Consider the following 21,000-nt stretch of genomic DNA (forward strand, 5'->3'; position numbering starts at 1 on the left):
GTCTTTTAATGAATAATGATTTTGTTATTTATTGAGCTATTTTCTTTCCTTTCAACATGGCGCTGTCTTTGACCATGTCTGTAAAAGACTTCATTTATTTGAATCATTTTTTCATCCGTCTTCGCATGAGGTGAGGACGAAGTGATGCTGTTTGTCTGAGCAATGCTGTGTTGAAGAGTTGTTTAAATGTTGTCATTCAGCGCATTTAGAGATGAATTTATGTTCCTCACCAAACAGTTACTCGCATTCCGTCCAAATAAATTGGACTGGATTTTTGCGACGAAAACCTTTTTGGCAGGCATGCTTTCACTTTATGTCGCATTTTCATTAGATTTGGCTTATCCCATTTGGGCGATTGGAACGGTCTTCGTCATCGCAAACCCATATGCGGGTATGACCTCCTCAAAAAGTCTTTATCGGGTGTTGGGAACGTTGCTGGGAGCGATTGTTTCGATTGCAGTCACGCCAAACCTGATCAACACTCCTGAATTGTTCACATTATTTTTAGCCACATGGGTCGGGTTTTGTCTATATTTTTCATTGTTGGATCGGACGCCGCGTAGCTATATTTTTATGTTGGCTGGCTATACTACGGTCATTATTTGCTACAACATTGTCTATAACATTGAAACCACCTCCATGTTTGATATGGCGATTGGTCGCTGTATTGAAATCACGGTGGGAGTACTGTGTAGTGCAGTGGTGAATGCGGTACTGTTTCCCATGCATATTGGTCCCGTAGTCAAAACCCGTGTTTCACAGACTTTTCAAGACACCCGAGCGGTTTTTGATCAGATCCTGACAGATGATGTTAAGGCCATTAATTACAGCACTACGCTTAGTCATATCACGCGGGATATTGCCGATATTCATGTGATGGCCGTGCACTTGAGCTATGAAAAATCGACCTTGCAGGGCATGACCAAACCGCTCCAAGAAATGCTGCATCAACTCAGTATGTTGGTGACGAACTTGGTGGCCATGGCCGAGCGAATTCAGCAGTTAGATCACATTGACGCATGCTACCGTCCAGCTTTAGAAAAGGCGCATGCACAGATTGTAAAATTTTTACAAAGTGATCAGGTCATTTTAGAGCAGGACTTAAACCAGCTACCTGAGCAGTTTGAGTCAAGTTTCCAAGCCGTATTTGACAGTGCCTTGCCACAGCAGCAAGTCATGTTGGCCAGTTTAAAAATGGATGTGCGTCATTTCACCCAAAATATACGTGCCATTAAGCTGATTTGGCAGCGTATCCAACAAGGGGATGACAGCTTACCCGCAATCGTGACCCCGATTAGTACAAACTATCCCAACAACTTACATCGAGATCATGGCGTAGCCGTGCGTGGCGGCATTTCAGCTTTTATTGTGGTGCTTGTGGCGACTGGCTTTTGGATTGTCAGTGGTTGGAAAGCGGGTTTTATGATGGCAGAGATGGCCGCTATTTGTGCCTGTATTTTGACCAGTATGGACAATCCTGTTCCTGCCTTAAAAATCTTTATCCGTGCCAGTCTGTATGCGGCGATTATTGTCTTTATTTATGCTTATGGCATCTTTCCGCACATTAGCGCTTTTTGGATGTTGGCTGTGGTGTTGGCCCCTTTTTGTATGTACTGTCTGATGCTGTTTTTACACCCACCACTCACAGGTTTAGCGCTACCTTTGATAATGGGTGTGGTCATGGGCTTAAACCTGCAAAACCGTTATCACCTTGATCAAGTGATGTTTTTTGATGCATCGATTGGGACGGTACTTGGCCCCATCATTTCTGTCTATGTGATTCATTTGGTGCGTGCGATGTCGCCAGACATTACCGCCAAGCGCATCCTGTCTTTACATTATAAAGCAATACGACAAGCGCTTTACTTGCCTTATGGGGTGGAATTTAGAGTGCATTTGCGCAGTATGTTGGATCGGATAGGCGTACTGAATACCAAGTTGGTACAGTCCGATCGCTTGAAGCAAAAAATCAATTTGGCCTTGATTGAATCCAGTGCGGTGATTGATTTAACTCGGGTGCAAGAACTGATTGAAAAAATGCCTGTGCAGGCCTCTATCACGCTGCATCTACAAGAACTACAAAGCCAAATGGATGCTTATTTCTACGCTAAAGAATTAGACCATAGCGACCTACAGGTCAGACAAAACATTTTGGACAAAATTCAGATCATTCAGGCCGAGCTTATACAGCTGCAAGACCAGAATATTGCTCGGCGTTTGCAAGTTTCACTGAATAATATTCAAAGCAGTCTCTGTCATGCGACATGGGGCGAAATGTCTCAAGTCCGTTTGCTGGGAGCATAATGATGGGTGAACTTAATATCTATGGTGTGTATGTGCCAGTTTTGGTCATTCAGGCGGTATTGGCTTACATCGTATTACGGTTACTCATGCGGATGATCGATCCTTGGGTCGACAAAGGCTGGATTTTTTTACCCAGTATTTTTTATTTATGCCTCTACATTACAGTGCTTGGCATGGTCCATTGGGGTTTTATCGTAAGCTTTGCCTAAGCACACATCTGATTGAAATGAATGAGGTAAAAGAAATGGCATCCTTTGATTGGCGTAAACTGAGCCGTCCCATCACTTTAGTGCTGATTGTGGGTATCGCGATCGCAGTGCTCGTGCATCTTTGGCATTATTATAATGCTGAACCGTGGACACGTGATGGGCGGGTTCGTGGTGATGTGATTCAAGTGTCTTCCGATGTATCAGGCTTAGTCACAGAAGTTTTAGTGCATGATAATCAAAGCGTCAAACAAGGGCAGGTGCTGTTTAAAATTGATGTGGCGCGTCAGGCGCTTGATGTGGAACAAGCCAAATCAGACTTGGCTAAAGCCAAAGCCAGTTTGGCTGCTGCCGAAGCGGAGCTGTTTCAAAGCAAAGCCAATTTGACCAAATCACAAGCCAATAGTCACTTGGCCGATAAAAATGCAGAACGCTATGCCAATTTGATGGATGGTGCTATATCAAAGCAAGAACAAGATCAGATGTTTGCCGTACGAGATCAATCACATGCTGAACATGAACAAATGCAAGCGGCGATTCAGCAGGCTAAAGCCAATATTGCGCAGCAACAGGCGTTAATCGATGTAGCCACCAGTAATTTACATTTGGCTGAATTAAACTTGAACCGTTCCGAAGTCCTAGCACCAGCCGATGGCACACTGTCTAATTTTGAGATGAAAGCAGGGAATTATGTCAAAGTGGGGCAGGCGGTAGCGGCGCTATTAGATCGCTCGCAGCTTTATGTGGTCGGTTATTTTGAAGAAACCAAATTAAATAAAATTTATTTGGGTGCGCCCGCTACTGTACAGTTGATGGGGGACTCAAACATCTTAAAAGGGCATGTGCAGGGGATTGCTTCAGGCATTGAAGATCGTGAACGAACCACAAGTACAGGTTTATTGGCCAATGTAAACCCAACCTTTAGTTGGGTGCGTTTAGCGCAGCGCGTTCCTGTGAAAATTGCACTGGATGATATTCCGAAAAATGAATTGGCCTTTGTCGCGGGGCGAACCGTGACAGTACATATTACCCAGTCACAGCACTAAATTGACCTCTGTTCATTTCAAAAAAAGCATCCAATGAGGATGCTTTTTTTGAACGCTATTTGATGTGTTGAGATCCGACTCCAGTCATAAAAACCATGTCATCTGTTTTAAGAAAGGCTTACTTAAGGTGTAAGACCTTCAGGATTGCGATACCAACTTTCAATAAATAATGTTGCGGCAAGACTATCAGCAGAAACTTTTTTGCCTCGGCCTTGCGCATGGTAATGGCTCAGCTCATCACGGGCTGCACGAGTACTTAAGCGTTCATCCACCATCCATGTTTCAATATTGGTTTGATGACGTAAACGACGTGCGAACTTACGTGCTCGAGCAGATAATTCCGACTCGCTATCATCCATATTGAGTGGTAATCCGACTAAAAATACATTGGGCTGATATTGTTTAATAATTTTATGCAGTTCATCCCAGTTGGGGATGCCATCTTTCATTGGAAATAAAGCCAAAGGCGTTGCACTTTCAATCAATGCTTGACCGACTGCCATGCCCATTTTTTGTGTACCGAAGTCAAATGCCATAATCATTTGGGGTGTGTTTAAATCAGGCATGTCCAATCTCAGAAGACAACCAGGTTCGGTCCAGCCCGAGCTTTTTATAGGCAGCATCCCAACGGTCGTCATAAGGAATATTAAAAATCAAATCCATATCAGCATCGCAGACTAACCAATCACCACGAGACAGCTCATCTTCCAATTGGTTTTTGGTCCAACTGGTATAGCCTAAAGCAATTTGATAGCGACCCACACCTTCGTTATGTGCAATCGCATCTAAAATATCTTTAGATGTGGTGATACAGATATTTTCCCCCACCGCAATGGAAGAGTGCCATGTCGGCTGGCCCGTATGTAAGACAAAGCCAGCTTCTGGACGCAAAGGCCCACCTTGTAGAACATCGTGTGGTCGTACGTGATCGGCTTCAATTTCAAGATCATTGAGCAGTTCTTTGACTGAAAGTCCTGAGGGGCGGTTGATGATGATGCCTTGAGCACCTTCCTCATCGTGTCGGGCCAAATAAATCACGGTATGGGCAAAGACTTCATCTGCCATATCGGGTGGGGCAATGAGACAGCGATGCGTCAGATATTGTTTGCTCACCTAAAGGCTTCTCCTTGAAATTAAAATGCTTCTAGTCAAATGTTGTTATCTACCACGTTACTAGACTAATGCACTTTCTCCAAATCTTTTTTTGTGATCCAGTCTACATAAATTAGGCAGATTGAAACTTCAACTGACGTAACTGCTTGGCATGTTGTAGCGTGGTGTCATTAATTTCAACGCCGCCTGTCATGCGTGCGAGCTCATCGATACGCTCATCTTCTTCTAAGTCTAGAATGGTACTGCTGGCAGGGTCGGTCTGACGTTTTTTCACCAACAAGTGCTGGTCAGACTGTGCTGCAACTTGAGCTTGGTGGGTAATACACAGAATTTGCACATGCGAACCCAAGTCGGCCAAGAGACGACCGACAATTTCGGCCGTGCCACCACTAATGCCGACGTCAATTTCATCGAAGACTAAGACTTCAGCTTCGGTTTTTTCAGCATTCATCACTTGCATCACCAGCGCGATACGTGACAACTCTCCCCCTGAAGCAACTTTGGCTAATGGTTGCGGTGGAATGCCTTTGTTGGCGGTGAACAGTAATTGGATAAAGCTCAAGCCTTCACTAGAGACCTGCTCCATCGGCTCAAATTTGAACTCAAAGTGTGCTTCAGGTAGGGCCAATTGTTTGACCTGTTCGGTTAAATGTTTTGCCAATGGTGCGGCTGCATCACGACGAATTTGGTCGAGGTGTTGGGCTTTATTTAACAGGTCCTGATGCGAGACTTCAACTTGCTCAGCTAGTGTTTCTGGGTCTTCTAATAAATGGAGCTGTGCCAGTTCAGATTGCCATTGTTCATGCTCTTGTTTTAAGTGTTCTGGCTGCGTGCGGTACTTACGGGCAAAACGGTGGAACATCTCAAGCTGGGTGTTCAACTCTTCCATACGTTCTGGGTCATAACTTTGACGGTCAATAAACTGACGGAGATTGGCTGTGGCATCGTCAAGCTCACTTTGTGCATTCAGCAAAGACGTATGAATCTCAGCCAATTGTTCACTGCGGCCTGCATGTGATTCTAAGCGGCGAATAATACTAGAAATTTCTTGATTAATATTTTGTTCAGCATCATCTAAGGCCGTAACGGCATAACTACAGTCCTGCATGATATTTTCATGATGCGACAGGCGGTCGAACTCTTGTTCAATCTCTTTATAGTCGATTTGCACCACATCTTCGAGTTCTTCTAATTGTAAACTCAAAGTATCCATGCGTTGTTTACGCGTGGCTTGAGCATCCAATGCTGCTTGGTGCTGACGAATGTCTTTTTGCCATGTGCTATAGGCTTCACGCACAGCTTGCGCTTCTGGGTAGAAGTTATGATAGAGGTCTAACCAGCGTCTTGGATAAGGCGGTTCTAATAGCTGTTGCTGACTGTGTTGGCTATACAGCTGTACCAGCAAGCGCCCGATTTCTTTCAATTCAGCTAAGCTGCTTGGACGACCATTAATCCATGCTTTGCTACGACCAGTGGCAAAAATAACCCGTCTTAAATGAATCTCTCCGGACTCATCATCTAACTCATGTGCCTTTAACCATAAGGCTTCAGGACTGTGCTCTTGATAGCTGAAAATAGCCGTGACATCGGCTTTATCTGAACCGAAACGGACATAGTTGGTATCGGTACGTTCTCCCAGACAGGCGGACAGTGCATCTAGCAATAATGATTTACCTGCACCTGTTTCCCCAGTCAGGACATTAAAACCTTGATCGATATCAAGTGCTAAGTGATCGGCTAAAGCAAAATTAATTAAAGTTAAATGTGTCAGCATAAACGCATCCGAGCTGCGAAAAGTTTTAGTTTAAGATAGTGAAGTTTTATTCAGCCGACAAGACGGCAACGCTATTCGTTTTGTGCAAAGTCGGCTTATTTTAGCGTGAATCTGAAAGTCGACCTAGCAGATTTTTTAAATCCGACTGTTATAGCAAACACAGCACAAACATGTTGGTATGCGGTTTATACAGAAAGAGTACGACTCAGCGAACGGGTCGCATCGGCAAAAAACACGCCAAAATGGGCTAGAAATTGAGGCAATTGTACGATGGTCGGACTTTAACAAAATATTGATTGAGGGGAATAAAACATCGATTGATTAGTTAATCGCACATCTTTAAACTAGCGAATCAATACGAATATAAATGCGCATTATCTGGAGTGTACGCATGTCAACTCAGTTCGATCATGTCTCTGTCATTAAAAAATCCAATGTTTATTTTGGCGGTTTATGCATCAGTCATACTGTTCAATTTGAAGATGGCACCAAAAAAACGTTAGGGGTTATTCTTCCGACAGAGCAAGCTTTGACGTTTGAAACACATGTGGCAGAGCGTATGGAAATTATTTCAGGCGAATGTCGTGTACAAATTGCTGACAGCGAAGAGAGCGAATTGTTCCGCGCAGGTCAGTCTTTTTATGTGCCTGGCAATAGTCGTTTTAAAATTGAAACCGACGAAGTTTTGGACTACGTGTGCCATCTAGAAGGTTAAGCTTTCAACTGATACTCGCCAAGTAATTTCAAGCGAAATCGGTTAAACTATCCGTTGCACAGCAATCCTGTAAAGTCAGCTTTACAGGATTTTTATTTTTGGCACATCGTGTCGATGGTCATTTATCTTTTAGAGGTCCTACATGGCTAAACCTGAATATTTCTATGGCGTTCATTCGGTGGAGTCATTGTTGGAACTTGAACCTGAACGTGTACTGACACTTTTTACCTTAAAAGGGCGTGATGACCAGCGTTTAAAGCGTGTACTTGAGTTGGCTGAACCGTTTGGTATTAGCGTACAACAAACCGGTCGTGATCGATTAGAAAAAATGGCGGGCTTGCCATTCCACCAAGGGGTTGTGGCTGCGGTCCGTCCTAATCCAGTTTTCAATGAAAAAGATTTAGAAGCCTTACTGAAACAATCGCCAAATTGTTTATTGCTGGGTTTAGATCAAGTCACCGATCCGCATAACCTCGGCGCATGTATCCGTACCGCGGCTGCAATGGGCGTTGAGGCCGTGATTGTGCCTCGTGATCGTTCCGCAAGTTTGACCCCGACCGCGCGCAAAGTTGCGGCAGGTGGTGCTGAAAAAGTTAAATTTATCCAAGTGACCAATTTGGCTCGGACTTTAGCGCAAATTAAAGATGAGTTTAATGTGCGTGTGGTCGGTACCATGTTGGATGAAAAAGCTTTGCCGCTACAAGAGTTCGATTTTACTGGAACGGCTGTATGTGTGGTGATGGGTGCTGAAGATACTGGTCTGCGTCCAATTACCCAGTCTCAATGCGATCAAACGGTTTATATTCCGATGGCAGGAAATTTACAAAGTTTGAATGTCAGTGTAGCAACGGGTATGGCTTTGTATGAAGCATGCCGTCAACGTAATGTCTAAGATTTTTTAATTCCTGATTCAATGTAAACATAATGATGACCCCTCAAAAACAAGGCTATGTATTTATTGCCATCACCATGTTTATTTGGGGGGGATTTACCTTAACGGCGCGGCTCAGTGCCAATTGGGGTATTGGTGCGTGGGATATTACCGCCTTACGTTTTCTCTTGGCGTTTTGCATCTTAATGCCAATCTTGATCTATAAAAAAGATACCGCCTTTTTGTGGAAGAAAGAGCCTTTTATTTTGGCTATGATTGGAGGGGTGTGTTACTGCATCACCGCTTATAGCGCTTTTCATTATGTGCCTGCGGCACATGCTGCGATCTTTCTCAATGGCTGCATTCCACTTTGTACAGCTGTTGCAGCTTATCTGCTATTTCGACAACCATTTGACCGGCATACTTGGCTCAGCCTCAGTATTATGTTGCTCGCACTGACGGCCATGAGTGGACTGATGTATCAAGAAACAGGTATTGCTTTTAGTTTAGGTGATGGCTTGTTTTTCCTCAGTGCTGTGCTGTGGGGAACATTTACCGTTTTATTGAGACAATGGAAGCTGTCGGCATGGCACTCCATGGCAGGTGTTGCGATTTGGGCTGCGATTATTTTTGTGCCGATTTATGTTTTATTCCTACCCAAAACCATAACGCATGTGCAACCTGTGCAATTGATTGCTCAGGTGGTATTTCATGGCGTGTTCGTAGTCATCGTGGCGACCCTCACTTATGTGGAAGCCATTAAGCGTTTGGGGGCGTTTAAAACAGGCAGTATTGTGACTTTGGCGCCTTTTATTGCCGCGATTATTGCGGTTCCTTTGCTCAATGAACCTTTGAGTGTTGCGATTTTATGTGGTCTTCTGGGAATGGGGATCGGGGCCTTACAACCGTGGCGTTGGATACGGCAGGACAGTTTGAAAGCCCAACTCGCACAACAAAAAAAGCAGTCATAGTCGACTGCATTTTTTTAGATTTCTGAATGGGCTAAATATTTTAAATGCAACGGTCTGAGTTGTGCGTATAAGTGTTCCAAGTGTCCATCATTTACCACAATATCATCGGCCAACGCTTGTTTTTGTTCACGAGACATTTGCGCTTTAATGATGGTTTGAATTTGCTCAATGGTTTGATGGTCGCGCTGTGAAGCGCGGAGAATCTGGATATCAATTGAAGCATCGATCAGAAGCGTATGTTGTGTCAGCTCATGCTGATTGGTTTCAAAAAGTAGTGGTGAAACCAAAATCGCATAAGGGCTGGTCGCAGCTTGTAATTGTTGCATGATGGACTGACGAATTGCAGGGTGGGTGATCTTTTCCAATTGCTTACGGGCAGACGGGTCCTGAAAAATGTGTTCACGTAAAGCACGTCGATTCAGTTCGCCATTGTCCAGTAAGGCCCACTCGCCGAAGCTGCTTCGAATTTGCTGAAGTGCAGGCTGACCTACAGCAACAATTTCTCGAGCAACGACATCGGCATCGACTACTTGTATGCCTTGTTGTTCAAACCAGTGGCTTGCGGCAGATTTTCCACTGCCAATCCCGCCGGTCAGACCTAAAATAAATGACATATTATTTTAATTGCCTAAATATATTTTCATAATTTGCTCACCCCACAAAAAGGCAATCCATCCTGCGATGGCAATATACGGGCCAAAAGCAAAAGGCTGATTTTCTTTACGCACTTTGAGCAGGATGATGCCGATAATGGCGCCTACGAAAGAAGAAAGTAGCACAATCAGTGGCAGCAGCAAAGGACCCATCCATGCGCCTAAAGCAGCAAGTAACTTAAAGTCACCATAACCCATACCTTCCTTGCCTGTGATGAGCTTAAACAGATAGTAGACAATCCATAAGCATAAGAAACCAATGATGTAACCCCAAATGGCCGCAGTCGGTGTGGTGTAAATCGCATAACTATTGACCCCTAAACCCAGACCTGCAAGCGTGAGGGTATAACGATCAGGTAAAAGCTGAGTGTCAAAATCAATAAAAGTTAAGGCGATTAAAATGTAAGTGAGTACGAGACCGAACAGCATTTGGACTGTTGGACCAAAGACTGCAACCACGACCAATGCACAAATGGCGGTCAGGAGTTCAATCGCAGGGTAGCGAATGTTGATCGGGTTATGGCAAGTACCACACTTTCCTCGTAGCAGTAACCAACTAATCACAGGGATATTTTGATACCAGCGTATGGCACTTTTGCATTTGGGGCAGGTCGAGGCAGGCTTGCTCAATGTGAGCTTTGTTTCATCAATAATAGGCTGTTCAGGATGAAGCAAAAGTTGGCAGTCGGTGCGCCATTCTTGTTCCATCATTTTTGGAGTGCGATAGATCACTACATTCAGGAAACTACCAATGCACAAACTAAAAACTCCAACGGCGAAATACAGCGCCATTGGAGTATTGATCAGATAGGAAATTATTTCTTGCATTAAACCACAGAACCCATTTGGAAAATTGGTAGATACATGGCGATTACTAGGCCACCCACAAGTACACCCAAGACTGCCATGATGAGAGGCTCCATCATTGCCGTTAAGCCATCCACCGCATTATCGACTTCGTTTTCATAGTGAGTGGCAACTTTATCCAACATGGCATCGAGCGCACCAGATTCTTCACCAATCGCTACCATTTGTACTGCCATTGATGGAAATTTATTGGTGGCACGCATCGCGAATTGAAGTTGTTGCCCTGTTGCGACATCTTCACGGATCTTCATCACAGCTTCTTCATAGACCACATTGTTGGTTGCACCCGCGGTAGATTCGAGGGCATCAATTAAGGGTACACCTGCAGCAAAGGTTGTCGATAGGGTGCGGCTATAGCGCGCGATAATCGCTTTATAGACTAAATCACCAAAAATTGGGGCTTTGAGGGCGGCTTTATCTAGCATGTCACGAAACTTTTTACTACGCTTTTTGGTTTCGAGTAAAGCGGTAATCACCACACCAACGACAATAATCAAAATGAACCAGTATTTCTGCATCCATTCAGACATATTTACCACCATTTGGGTGAATGCAGGTAAGTCTGCACCAAAGGAACTAAAGAGTTCTTGGAAAACAGGGACAACTTTGACCATCAAAATAATGGTCACGATCACCGCAACCACAACGACGGTTGCTGGGTATTTCATGGCTTTTTTAATTTTTTGCTTTAACAATTCACTTTTTTCTTTATAGACCGCTACACGGTCCAGCATGGTCTCAAGCGCACCTGATTGTTCGCCTGATTCAACCAATGAACAGAATAAGTTGTCGAAATATTGTGGATATTTTTTGAGTGCTCCCGCAAAGGTATTACCGCCTTCAACTTCACCTTTAATGCCGAGGACAACTTCACGCATAGATGGGTTTTCTAGACCTTCAGCCACAATTTCAAAGCCTTGAACCAGCGGTACACCCGCTTTCATCATGGTTGCGAGCTGTCGGGTGAAAATCGTGATGTCCAGTGTGGTCACTTTTTTCTTCATTATGCCTTCAAAAATATTCTTTTTCTTTTCTCGAATACTCTTGATGGTAATCCCTTGTTTGCGCAAAGTAACTTTGGCGAGGGCAAGATTACGTGCAGGCAATTCCCCTTTAATTTTTGCCCCTTTACGATCAATCCCTTCATAATTGAAGGTTGGCATCATCTGTGCTTTTTTGACAGCCATGCATTTATCCTTATTCTTTCAATATTTCAACTATTCGCTGGTTACACGATTCACTTCTTGTAGGGAAGTGACCCCCTGCATAACCTTGAGTAAACCTGAACGACGTAAATTGTTAAATCCTAATTTTGCAGATGCTTCCGCAATCTGTAAGGCATTGCCATCTTCCATAATAATTTTTGAAATTTCTGGCGTGACTTTCATGACTTCATAAATACCAACACGTCCTTTATAGCCTTCACGGCACTCAGCACATCCCACTGGTTGATAAACTTTGAAATCTGGATCTTTGATATCTGTGGAAGTAAAGCCCATTTCGAGCAAGCTTTGTTCGGGAATATCGACAGCGGCTTTACATTGGTTACATAAGCGGCGTGCTAAACGTTGTGCAATCACCAAATTGACTGAGGTCGCAATATTAAAAGAGGGAACCCCCATATTGCGTAAGCGGGTCAGGGTTTCAGGTGCACTATTGGTGTGGAGTGTCGACATGACCATGTGACCTGTCTGCGCGGCTTTAATCGCGATTTCAGCCGTTTCAAGGTCACGAATCTCACCCACCATTACAATATCAGGATCTTGACGTAAGAAGGACTTCAGCGCAGCAGAGAAGGTGAGGCCGACTTTATTGTTCACATTGACCTGATTAATGCCTTCTAAGTTAATCTCAACAGGGTCTTCCGCAGTTGAAATATTGGTGTCTTCTTTATTTAGAATATTCAAACCTGTATACAGCGATACCGTTTTACCTGAACCTGTCGGGCCAGTAATTAACAACATGCCTTGCGGTTTGTCTAAAGCCTGCATAAATAGGTCTTTTTGATCTGGTTCATAACCTAAAGCATCAATCCCCAGCATAGCACTGGATGGATCGAGAATACGTAGAACCAGCTTTTCGCCAAATAAGGTTGGAAGTGAGTTGACACGGAAGTCGATGGCTTTGCTTTTCGACAGCTTTAATTTAATTCGGCCATCTTGCGGGACGCGCTTTTCAGAGATGTCCATTTGTGACATAACTTTTAAACGTGAGGCAAGACGAGTCGCCAGTTGTAATGGCGGACTGGCAATATGACGCAGAACTCCATCTACACGGTAACGAACACGGTAAGATTTTTCATAAGGCTCAAAGTGTAAGTCTGAGGCGCCCATACGAATCGCATCGATCAGTAATTTATTGATGTATTTGACGATCGGAGCTTCATCCCCTTGAGGTGAGTCATCTTCTTCGTCATTTGAGTTCTGATGGTCTTGCTCTAAGTCTAAATCAATATCTTCATCAGAAAATTCAAAGCTATCGGCTTGCGCGAAATTTTGTTCGATTAGTTTTTCAAGTTGAGGATGTTCAACAATAATCGCTTCAATGTTCATTTTAGAATTGAAACGAATCGCGTCCATCGCATCCATGTTGGTTGGATTGCTAGTGGCGATATAGAGGATATTGCCACGACGGTAAATCGGCAACACACGATGCTTGGTGATAAGTTTGTCTTCGACCAGATCCCGTAGAATTTGTACAGAATCATAGACACTTAAGTCAAAAACAGGCTCGCCAAACTCTAAAGAAATCGTTTCAGCGATCATTTGTGGGGAGAGTTTATGATTTTCAATCAGATAAGGAACGATGTCTTGCTGAGCTTTTTTTGCAGAGAGCATTGCCAGCTGCATATTTTCAGCAGTCATGCGTCCGTCTTCGACTAAGCGTCGAATGAAGCCTGTGAACTTAGGCAAACCATTTGATACTGACATTCCCCAGATCCTTAACTTCTCAATTGTTTATAATTGGTATCGTAAAATTATACTTTTGTTGCACAAAAATACCATATCTGAAAGTGTTGTCACCACCTTAATATCGATTAAAAGCATGAACTGGTCGTGATAGCAGGCGATTTTTTTACAAAAAGATGTCTTTATTTTCATTCGTATTATTTTGATTGCCGAAGAAATTCTAGAAGAAAACTATCTTTGAAAAATAAATACCGTGTAGAATGAGGCCGTTTTAATGAACTGTTTTGAATAGGGTGCTGTATGTCGGGTTCGACGATTAAGCCATGGGTTGTCGGCAATTGGAAGATGAACCCAATGCAGGCAGATGCCAAGCAATTGCTTAAAGAATTTAAACAGCTCTTGCAAGAGAATGAAATAGCAGAAGAAAAATGTAATATTGGGCTTGCGCCTGTGACGCTAGCTTTGACTTCAATGCAGGCTGAATTGGCGAATGCTGCACGTTCAGTTTTTACTGTAGCGCAGGATGTATCGCGTTTTGGTAACATGGGTGCATATACTGGTGAGGTGAGTGCAGAACTGCTCAAAGATAGTCAAATTGAATATGTTTTAATTGGTCACTCAGAACGTCGTGAATATTTTGCTGAAAGCGCAGCAATTTTAAATGCGAAAGCTCAAAATGCCTTAAATGCGGGTTTAAAAGTCATTTACTGTGTCGGTGAAAGCTTAGAACAGCGTGAATCTGGTCAGGCAGAAGTAGTGGTTTTACAACAAATTTGCGACTTAGCCAGTGTGGTAACGGCAGAGCAGTGGCCTCATATTGTGATTGCCTATGAGCCAATTTGGGCCATTGGTACAGGAAAAACTGCTTCACCAGAAGATGCACAAGCCATGCATGCGAAAATCCGTGAAGGCCTCACGCAAATTACCAGTCATGGCGGGAACATGGCCATTTTATATGGTGGTAGTGTAAAAGCTGAAAATGCAGTAGAGTTAGCGGCCTGTCCAGATATCAATGGTGCACTCGTCGGTGGGGCATCTTTAAATGCAACGTCGTTTTATAAAATTGTCGAAGCATTTGCAAATACAAAATAATTAGGAGTTCAGCATGCAAACTTTTGTGCTGGTAGTACATATTATCTTAGCTGTGTTGATGATCGTGCTGATTTTGGTCCAGCATGGTAAAGGTGCAGATGCTGGTGCTTCGTTTGGTGGTGGCGGTGCTGCAACTGTATTTGGTGCATCAGGTTCAGGTAATTTCTTGACCCGATTGACTGCGGTTTTGACGGCCTTGTTTTTTATCACCAGTTTGTCGTTGGCTGTGTTTGCCAAAAAGCAAACCACAGATGCCTATAGCTTAAAGTCAGTGCAAACGACAAGTTCTGCACCTGCACAATCGACTGAAACTTCGCCAGCTGCACCTAAAACAAGCGAATAATTGGAATTAGTCCTTTCTTTTTTGTGACGATGCTACTAGAATGCGTCACAGCTGCGGTGGTGGTGGAATTGGTAGACACGCTACCTTGAGGTGGTAGTGCTTTCGGGCGTGGGGGTTCAAGTCCCCCCTTCCGCACCAACTTATGAATCCAGAAGATTAAGTTGGTGTATGCAGCAAATTCTGTTGATGCGGGATGGAGCAGTCTGGTAGCTCGTCGGGCTCATAACCCGAAGGTCGTTGGTTCAAATCCAGCTCCCGCTACCAATCTTATTTTAGATGCAAACTAAAATAAGCAGTTTAAGTGATTAAATTGAATAATTTTTGCGTTTTGTTGCGGGATGGAGCAGTCTGGTAGCTCGTCGGGCTCATAACCCGAAGGTCGTTGGTTCAAATCCAGCTCCCGCTACCAATTTGATTTAGGTGCAACTAAATCAGAGCAAGTACGAAGTATTTAGATTGAAAAATAGTTCATATTTGTATATAATTTTTGCACGTTGATGCGGGATGGAGCAGTCTGGTAGCTCGTCGGGCTCATAACCCGAAGGTCGTTGGTTCAAATCCAGCTCCCGCTACCAAGTTTCTAAAAAGAGGCTCACAACAAGGTGGGCCTTTTTGCACAGTGGATATTAATTTTCTGTGCAATAATTGGGGCGATTACGCCCTTTTTTATTGGCTATCGTGTAGTGTCGATGTGAGCCGGATACGGTGAAAGTCAAAGTGTCATGTTCCACTACTACTATAGTTTGTATTGGCTTGTAGTGGTCTGTTTCGGCCATTGAATCGCACAAAAATGACGAGAGTAAATGAAGCTATCAAATAAAACTCAAGCACTCCAAGACTTAATTGCTCCTGCAGTGCAAGCCTGTGGTGTTGATCTTTGGGGGATTGAATTCCTTCCTCAAGGAAAACGTTCTTTATTGCGCATTTATATCGACAAAGCTGTCGACGAAAATGCAGAACCCATCATCAATGAAGATGGTGAAGAAGAGCAGGGCCGTGGCATCGGCGTACAAGACTGTGTACGCGTGACCCAGCAAGTCGGCGCAATGATGGATGTTCATGATCCAATTTCAGGTGAATATGCACTTGAAGTGTCATCTCCGGGTTGGGATCGTCCATTTTTCCAACTTGAACAATTACCTGCATATATTGGTCAACAGATCGCTTTCCGTTTGATCAGTGCGGTCGATAACCGTCGTAAATTCCAAGCTAAATTGGTTGCTGTAGATCTTGAAGCTGAAATGATTCAAGTCGAAGTGGAAAAGCAACAGGTGCTTGAAATCGATAGTAATAATATTGATAAAGCCAATTTGGTCTATCAAGATTAATTCATTTAATAAATAAGAATCTGAACGAATAGGTGGCTTATGGCACGTGAAATTCTTACCGTAGTTGAAACGGTTAGTAATGAAAAAGGTGTACCTCGTGAAGCGATTTTCGAAGCCTTAGAACAAGCGCTTGTTGCTGCGACTAAAAAGAAATTTTACGAAGGAACAAACTCTGAAGAAGCTCAGCTTCGTGTAGAGATTGATCGTAAAACGGGTGAATACAGCACTTTCCGTCAATGGGAAGTGGTTGCGGATGAAGATCATGAGATGCCAGCATGTCAAGATGCGATTTCAGATGTTGATCCTGCACAATGGTCGATTGGTGATATTCGTGAGCTTGAAGTGCCTTCAATTGACTTCGGTCGTATTGCGGCGCAAATTGCAAAACAAGTGATTGTTCAAAAGATTCGCGAAGCTGAACGTGCGCTGATTGCAGATGCCTACGAGTCTAAAGTGGGCGAGTTGATCTACGGTGAAGTGAAAAAGCAAACCAAAGATGGCTTTATCATTGACCTTGGTGACAATGCTGAAGCGTATCTTGCACGTGAAGAAATGATTGCAAAAGAAATTTTGCGTCCGAAGCAACGTGTAAATGCGATTTTGTTCAATGTGAATCGTGAAGGTCGTGGTGCTCAACTACAATTGTCACGTGCCAAACCTGAAATGCTCATCGCTTTGATGAAGAAAGAAATTCCTGAAATTTCTGAAGAAATCATTGAGATTAAAGCTGCAGCGCGTCAACCTGGCGTTCGTGCTAAAATTGCTGTGAAAACCAATGATCATCGTATTGATCCAGTGGGTGCATGTATTGGTATGCGTGGTACACGTATCCAAGCAGTTCAGCAAGAATTGAACGGTGAGCGTATTGATGTTGTTGTATGGTCTGATGATCCTGCACAGTACATTGCGAGTGCTTTAGAGCCAGCAGATGTATCGGGTATTGTGATCGATGAAGAAGAGCGTACAGCGGACATTATTTTCGCAACTAGCGATCAATTAGCGCGTGCGATTGGTTCACAAGGTCAAAACGTACGTTTAGCCTCTGAACTGACAGGCTACAAACTCAACATGATGCTTGAAGATGAGTATCATGCTCGTCAACAAAATGAAGCACAACAATACTTAGACCTATTTGTATCGCGTCTAGATATTGAAGAAGATTTGGCAATGGCATTGGTTGAAATGGGCTTTACTTCTTTAGAAGAGATTGCTTATGTTCCAGCTGAAACATTTGACGAAATTGAGCTAGATGCTGAAGTTGTTGAATTACTTCAAAGTCGTGCCAAAGAAGTTGCATTGGCTGATGCATTACAGCAGCAAGAAAACATCCAAGATCCAAGCGCGGAACTCGTTGCAATGGAAGGGATGACGCAAGAGATTGCTTATGCACTTGCAGCACGTGGTGTCATTACAATTGATGACTTGGCTGACCAAGCGACTGACGATATTGCTGATATTGAAGGTCTGGGTACAGAGAAAGCGGGTCAACTTATTATGAAAGCGCGCGAATCATGGTTTAACTAGGAGATCTACATGACGGATAAGACGATACAAGAGTTAGCTCTCAGTGTGAACCGCCCTGTTGAGAAGGTCCTAGAGCAGGTTCGTGATGCTGGTTTACCACAGCGTAAATCGGACGATATAATCTCTACTGAACAACAAGATGCCCTCGTGCACCATTTGAAGAAAATTCATGGTCAAAACGATGGTCAGGCAGGAAAAATCACGTTGAAACGTAAAACGACCAGTACCGCTAAAGTAGCGAGTACTTCAGGTAAGGCAAAAACGATTAATGTAGAAGTTCGCAAGAAACATACATTTACCAAGCCAGATCCAGAACAAATTAAAGCGGAAGCTTTGGCAAAAGCGCAAGCTGAGCAACAAGCTCGTGCGAACGTTCAAGCTATGGTTGAACCTAAAGCTGAAACTCCAGCAGTAAATAAAGCAGCTGCAAACTTTGAAGCAATGCGTGCTGCTGCAAAGCAAGAAACGACGAAGCAAGAAGTTGCGAAAGCTGCGGTAGTTGTGAAGCGTAAATCAAACAATAAGCCTGTGGTTAAAGCACAAGTTAAAGTTGTTGAAACACCTGAACAGAAAAAAGCACGTGAAGCTCAAGCCGCTCAATTAAAAGCGACCGAAGAAGCAGCACGTCGTAAGGCAGCTGAAGAAGCGCAGCAACGTACACTTGAACAAATGCGTCAAATGGCATCTAAGTATTCTAACGAAGATGCAACTGCGACCATTCGTGTTGTGGATGATTCTCCACTTGCTGCGGGTCTAGTTGGCCAAGCATATGAAGATTCATTTGCGAAAGAAGACCGTGACATCAAACGTGGTACCAATACACCAAGTACACGTGCACCGAAAAAAGGTGGTCGTCGTGGTCAGGAAGAGCAAAGTTTCAGCAAGCAACCTAAACGTGGTCTGAAAACAAGTCAGGCTGGTAAACATGGTTTTGAAAAACCAGTTAAGAAACAAGTTTATGATGTTGAAATTGGCGAAACTATTGTTGTTGCAGATCTTGCAGCAAAAATGGCGATTAAAGTACGTGAAGTAATTAAATCACTCATGAAAATGGGTGAGCTGGTTACTCAGAACCAAGCGATTGAGCAAGAAATTGCTGCATTGATCGTAGAAGAAATGGGTCATAACCCTGTTCTTGTATCGGATACGCAAGCTGAAGATAACTTACTTGAAGCAGCTGAAGGCGCGCGTGGTGCTCAATCTACACGTGCACCAGTGGTGACCATCATGGGGCACGTTGACCATGGTAAAACATCGCTTCTTGATCGTATTCGTCGTGCGAAAGTTGCTCAAGGCGAAGCGGGCGGTATCACACAGCATATCGGTGCGTACCACGTTACAACTAACAAAGGTATGATCACTTTCCTTGATACCCCTGGACATGCTGCATTTACTGCAATGCGTTCACGTGGTGCGAAAGCGACTGATATCGTGGTTCTTGTTGTAGCAGCAGATGATGGTGTTATGCCACAAACTGCGGAAGCAATTGATCATGCACGTGCAGCTGGTACACCAATTATTGTTGCAATCAACAAAATGGATAAAGAATCGGCTGATCCAGATCGCGTATTGAACGAATTGACAGTAAAAGAAATCGTGCCAGAACAATGGGGCGGTGATGTACCTGTTGCAATGGTTTCAGCACATTCTGGTCAAGGTATCGATGAGCTTCTAGATTTGATTTCAATCCAAGCTGAATTGCTTGAATTGAAAGCATCTGAAGAGGGTGCTGCACAAGGTGTCGTGATTGAAGCACGTGTAGACAACAGCCGTGGTGCGGTAACGTCTATCCTTGTTCAAAACGGTACATTGAAAGTAGGTGACCTGGTTCTTGCGGGTGCATCTTACGGTCGCGTTCGTGCAATGACAGATGAAAACGGTAAACGTATTCAATCTGCAGGTCCTTCGATTCCAGTTGAAATTTTAGGTCTACCTGAAGCGCCAATGGCGGGTGATGAAGTTCTTGTTGTAAGCGATGAGAAGAAAGCACGTGAAGTTGCTGATGCGCGTATGGATCGTGAACGTCAAAAACGTCTTGAGCGTCAAAGCGCAATGCGTCTTGAAAATATCATGGCGTCTATGGGCAAGAAAGATGTGCCTATCGTCAATGTGGTATTGAAAACTGATGTACGTGGTACATTGGAAGCATTACACGTTGCTCTTGCTGACCTTGCAACAGACGAAGTTAAAGTCCGTGTTATTGGTTCAGGTGTTGGTGCGATCACTGAATCTGACGTAACACTAGCTGAATCTTCTGAAGCGGTACTTCTTGGCTTTAACGTACGTGCGGATAACGCAGCTCGTCAAAAAGCAGATGCTGACGGTATCGATATTCGTTACTACTCAATCATCTATCAATTGATTGATGATGTGAAAGCAGCGATGAGCGGTAAGCTTGCGCCTGAACACCGTGAAACAATTCTGGGTGTGGCTGAAGTACGTGAAGTGTTCCACTCAAGTAAGTTTGGTGCAGCAGCAGGCTGTATGGTACTTGAAGGTATGTTACACCGTAATAAACCAATTCGTGTCCTTCGTGATGACGTGGTTGTGTTCCAAGGTGAGCTTGAGTCACTTCGTCGCTATAAAGAAGTGGTTGAAGAAGTTCGCGCAGGTATGGAATGTGGTCTTGCGGTTAAAGGTTATAAAGACATCAAAGAAAAAGACAAGATCGAAGTCTATGATGTTCAATTGATCAAACGGAGTCTTTAATGGCGGGTAGTCAACGTCTTAAGCGCATGGCGGATACAGTACAACGTGAGTTGTCTGAACTAATTCGCCAAGAGTTGAAAGATCCACGCTTAGGTGGTCTCGTGACCATCTCTGCGGTGAAGGTTAGTCCAGACTTAGGTTATGCTGAAGTATATGTGACTGTGATGGGCCGTGAGCTTGGCGATGAGCAAAGTGAAGCAGCCAATAAAGAAACTTTAGATGTGTTGAACAAAGCATCTGGTTTCTTGCGTCACGAACTCGGCCGTCGTATTAAGACACGTATTACACCGCGTTTGCGTTTCCATTACGATAAAACCAATGCATATGGTAACTATATGTTTGGCCTGATTGCTGAAGCAGTGAAGGATTTACCCGCTGACGAAGCAAACAAAGATGATGAATAATTCAGTCTAACTGAATCAAAAAGCCACCTTCGGGTGGCTTTTTTTATGCGGAGTAATGGCTGGAGCTAGATCAAGATTTGAAATGTGTTACACAGGATTATGATAAGGGAATAGAGGGTTGAGCTTTTAGGGATTATTTTGACCATCAAGTTGCTGTGGACTGGATTGATA

The 21,000-nt window shown here is 43.7% G+C and carries 19 protein-coding genes and 4 tRNA genes; 16 read left to right on the forward strand and 7 right to left on the reverse strand.

Features of this window, described 5'->3' with window-relative positions; all coding sequences use genetic code 11:
• Positions 1-219: 219 nt before the first annotated feature.
• From F946_RS02865 to F946_RS02875, 3 genes are read left to right on the forward strand one after another with little or no spacing between them, the layout of a single operon-like run.
• Entirely contained in the window at positions 220-2,304 is a 2,085-nt protein-coding gene (locus F946_RS02865; protein ID WP_004978735.1) for an FUSC family protein, read from the forward strand.
• A gap of 2 nt (positions 2,305-2,306) precedes the next feature.
• Positions 2,307-2,513, forward strand: a complete 207-nt coding sequence (locus tag F946_RS02870; RefSeq protein WP_004978737.1) for a DUF1656 domain-containing protein — start codon at positions 2,307-2,309, stop codon at positions 2,511-2,513.
• A 35-nt stretch (positions 2,514-2,548) separates the two neighbouring features.
• The gene (locus F946_RS02875; RefSeq protein WP_004978739.1) at positions 2,549-3,556 is read left to right on the forward strand and encodes an HlyD family secretion protein; all 1,008 of its coding nucleotides are present in this window, start codon (positions 2,549-2,551) and stop codon (positions 3,554-3,556) included.
• A 122-nt stretch (positions 3,557-3,678) separates the two neighbouring features.
• Here F946_RS02875 and ruvX read toward each other — a convergent pair whose 3' ends face one another.
• The 3 genes from ruvX to recN form a co-directional block, all read right to left on the reverse strand.
• Positions 3,679-4,122, reverse strand: coding sequence for a Holliday junction resolvase RuvX (gene ruvX, locus F946_RS02880; protein WP_004978741.1), 444 nt, complete (start codon positions 4,120-4,122; stop codon positions 3,679-3,681).
• Positions 4,115-4,669, reverse strand: a complete 555-nt coding sequence (locus F946_RS02885) for a YqgE/AlgH family protein (protein WP_004692720.1) — start codon at positions 4,667-4,669, stop codon at positions 4,115-4,117. Before F946_RS02885 ends, ruvX begins: the two co-directional genes overlap by 8 nt.
• A gap of 112 nt (positions 4,670-4,781) precedes the next feature.
• Positions 4,782-6,443 (reverse strand): DNA repair protein RecN, encoded by a 1,662-nt coding sequence (recN, locus tag F946_RS02890; protein ID WP_004978743.1) that lies wholly within the window; start codon positions 6,441-6,443, stop codon positions 4,782-4,784.
• 391 nt (positions 6,444-6,834) lie between these two features.
• On the opposite strand from recN, the gene ppnP reads away from it, so the two are divergent.
• The 3 genes from ppnP (at position 6,835) to F946_RS02905 (ending at position 9,000) form a co-directional block, all read left to right on the forward strand.
• On the forward strand, positions 6,835-7,158 hold the full coding sequence (gene ppnP, locus F946_RS02895; RefSeq protein ID WP_004692718.1) for a pyrimidine/purine nucleoside phosphorylase: 324 nt from the start codon (positions 6,835-6,837) through the stop codon (positions 7,156-7,158).
• Positions 7,159-7,300: 142 nt separating this feature from the next.
• On the forward strand, positions 7,301-8,050 hold the full coding sequence (gene rlmB / locus F946_RS02900) for a 23S rRNA (guanosine(2251)-2'-O)-methyltransferase RlmB (RefSeq protein WP_004978746.1): 750 nt from the start codon (positions 7,301-7,303) through the stop codon (positions 8,048-8,050).
• Positions 8,051-8,082: 32 nt separating this feature from the next.
• Positions 8,083-9,000 (forward strand): DMT family transporter, encoded by a 918-nt coding sequence (locus F946_RS02905; RefSeq protein WP_004978748.1) that lies wholly within the window; start codon positions 8,083-8,085, stop codon positions 8,998-9,000.
• 14 nt (positions 9,001-9,014) lie between these two features.
• Here the strand turns inward: F946_RS02905 and coaE are convergent, their stop codons facing one another.
• From coaE to pilB, 4 genes are read right to left on the reverse strand one after another with little or no spacing between them, the layout of a single operon-like run.
• Complete coding sequence (coaE, locus tag F946_RS02910) at positions 9,015-9,614, reverse strand: dephospho-CoA kinase (protein ID WP_004978749.1); 600 nt, start codon at positions 9,612-9,614, stop codon at positions 9,015-9,017.
• Between the two features lie 6 nt (positions 9,615-9,620).
• Positions 9,621-10,481 carry a prepilin peptidase gene (locus F946_RS02915; protein ID WP_004978752.1) on the reverse strand — a complete coding sequence of 287 codons (861 nt, stop codon included), beginning with the start codon at positions 10,479-10,481 and terminating at the stop codon, positions 9,621-9,623.
• Complete coding sequence (locus F946_RS02920) at positions 10,481-11,707, reverse strand: type II secretion system F family protein (RefSeq protein WP_004978753.1); 1,227 nt, start codon at positions 11,705-11,707, stop codon at positions 10,481-10,483. The genes F946_RS02915 and F946_RS02920 overlap by 1 nt, the downstream gene beginning before the upstream one ends.
• Positions 11,708-11,737: 30 nt before the next feature.
• Positions 11,738-13,450: a type IV-A pilus assembly ATPase PilB gene (gene pilB, locus F946_RS02925; protein ID WP_004978756.1), complete on the reverse strand. Its 1,713-nt coding sequence runs from the start codon at positions 13,448-13,450 to the stop codon at positions 11,738-11,740.
• A gap of 279 nt (positions 13,451-13,729) precedes the next feature.
• On the opposite strand from pilB, the gene tpiA reads away from it, so the two are divergent.
• The 10 genes from tpiA (at position 13,730) to F946_RS02975 (ending at position 20,829) form a co-directional block, all read left to right on the forward strand.
• On the forward strand, positions 13,730-14,521 hold the full coding sequence (gene tpiA / locus F946_RS02930; protein WP_004978758.1) for a triose-phosphate isomerase: 792 nt from the start codon (positions 13,730-13,732) through the stop codon (positions 14,519-14,521).
• Between the two features lie 13 nt (positions 14,522-14,534).
• The gene (secG, locus tag F946_RS02935) at positions 14,535-14,864 is read left to right on the forward strand and encodes a preprotein translocase subunit SecG (protein ID WP_004692710.1); all 330 of its coding nucleotides are present in this window, start codon (positions 14,535-14,537) and stop codon (positions 14,862-14,864) included.
• Positions 14,865-14,917: 53 nt separating this feature from the next.
• Positions 14,918-15,002: transfer RNA gene (locus tag F946_RS02940), tRNA-Leu, on the forward strand.
• A gap of 49 nt (positions 15,003-15,051) precedes the next feature.
• Positions 15,052-15,128: transfer RNA gene (locus tag F946_RS02945), tRNA-Met, on the forward strand.
• 68 nt (positions 15,129-15,196) lie between these two features.
• Positions 15,197-15,273 (forward strand) — tRNA-Met (locus tag F946_RS02950).
• An 89-nt stretch (positions 15,274-15,362) separates the two neighbouring features.
• Positions 15,363-15,439 (forward strand) — tRNA-Met (locus F946_RS02955).
• 228 nt (positions 15,440-15,667) lie between these two features.
• On the forward strand, positions 15,668-16,192 hold the full coding sequence (gene rimP / locus F946_RS02960) for a ribosome maturation factor RimP (RefSeq protein WP_004692708.1): 525 nt from the start codon (positions 15,668-15,670) through the stop codon (positions 16,190-16,192).
• Between the two features lie 39 nt (positions 16,193-16,231).
• Entirely contained in the window at positions 16,232-17,716 is a 1,485-nt protein-coding gene (nusA, locus tag F946_RS02965; protein WP_004692706.1) for a transcription termination factor NusA, read from the forward strand.
• Positions 17,717-17,725: 9 nt separating this feature from the next.
• Positions 17,726-20,425 carry a translation initiation factor IF-2 gene (gene infB, locus F946_RS02970; RefSeq protein WP_004978761.1) on the forward strand — a complete coding sequence of 900 codons (2,700 nt, stop codon included), beginning with the start codon at positions 17,726-17,728 and terminating at the stop codon, positions 20,423-20,425.
• Positions 20,425-20,829: a ribosome-binding factor A gene (locus tag F946_RS02975; protein ID WP_004978763.1), complete on the forward strand. Its 405-nt coding sequence runs from the start codon at positions 20,425-20,427 to the stop codon at positions 20,827-20,829. The genes infB and F946_RS02975 overlap by 1 nt, the downstream gene beginning before the upstream one ends.
• The last annotated feature ends 171 nt before the right edge of the window (positions 20,830-21,000 follow it).

The organism is Acinetobacter johnsonii ANC 3681, assembly GCF_000368805.1.
In the GTDB taxonomy this organism is placed as follows: Bacteria; Pseudomonadota; Gammaproteobacteria; order Pseudomonadales; family Moraxellaceae; genus Acinetobacter; species Acinetobacter johnsonii.

Excerpts from the sequence above, each read along its gene's own strand:
- F946_RS02865 (WP_004978735.1), top strand. The coding sequence starts at position 220 with ATGTTCCTCACCAAACAGTTACTCGCATTCCGTCCAAATAAATTGGAC.
- F946_RS02870 (WP_004978737.1), top strand. The coding sequence starts at position 2,307 with ATGGGTGAACTTAATATCTATGGTGTGTATGTGCCAGTTTTGGTCATT.
- F946_RS02875 (WP_004978739.1), top strand. The coding sequence starts at position 2,549 with ATGGCATCCTTTGATTGGCGTAAACTGAGCCGTCCCATCACTTTAGTG.
- ruvX (WP_004978741.1), bottom strand. The coding sequence starts at position 4,122 with ATGCCTGATTTAAACACACCCCAAATGATTATGGCATTTGACTTCGGT.
- recN (WP_004978743.1), bottom strand. The coding sequence starts at position 6,443 with ATGCTGACACATTTAACTTTAATTAATTTTGCTTTAGCCGATCACTTA.
- ppnP (WP_004692718.1), top strand. The coding sequence starts at position 6,835 with ATGTCAACTCAGTTCGATCATGTCTCTGTCATTAAAAAATCCAATGTT.
- rlmB (WP_004978746.1), top strand. The coding sequence starts at position 7,301 with ATGGCTAAACCTGAATATTTCTATGGCGTTCATTCGGTGGAGTCATTG.
- F946_RS02905 (WP_004978748.1), top strand. The coding sequence starts at position 8,083 with ATGATGACCCCTCAAAAACAAGGCTATGTATTTATTGCCATCACCATG.
- coaE (WP_004978749.1), bottom strand. The coding sequence starts at position 9,614 with ATGTCATTTATTTTAGGTCTGACCGGCGGGATTGGCAGTGGAAAATCT.
- F946_RS02915 (WP_004978752.1), bottom strand. The coding sequence starts at position 10,481 with ATGCAAGAAATAATTTCCTATCTGATCAATACTCCAATGGCGCTGTAT.
- F946_RS02920 (WP_004978753.1), bottom strand. The coding sequence starts at position 11,707 with ATGGCTGTCAAAAAAGCACAGATGATGCCAACCTTCAATTATGAAGGG.
- pilB (WP_004978756.1), bottom strand. The coding sequence starts at position 13,450 with ATGTCAGTATCAAATGGTTTGCCTAAGTTCACAGGCTTCATTCGACGC.
- tpiA (WP_004978758.1), top strand. The coding sequence starts at position 13,730 with ATGTCGGGTTCGACGATTAAGCCATGGGTTGTCGGCAATTGGAAGATG.
- secG (WP_004692710.1), top strand. The coding sequence starts at position 14,535 with ATGCAAACTTTTGTGCTGGTAGTACATATTATCTTAGCTGTGTTGATG.
- rimP (WP_004692708.1), top strand. The coding sequence starts at position 15,668 with ATGAAGCTATCAAATAAAACTCAAGCACTCCAAGACTTAATTGCTCCT.
- nusA (WP_004692706.1), top strand. The coding sequence starts at position 16,232 with ATGGCACGTGAAATTCTTACCGTAGTTGAAACGGTTAGTAATGAAAAA.
- infB (WP_004978761.1), top strand. The coding sequence starts at position 17,726 with ATGACGGATAAGACGATACAAGAGTTAGCTCTCAGTGTGAACCGCCCT.
- F946_RS02975 (WP_004978763.1), top strand. The coding sequence starts at position 20,425 with ATGGCGGGTAGTCAACGTCTTAAGCGCATGGCGGATACAGTACAACGT.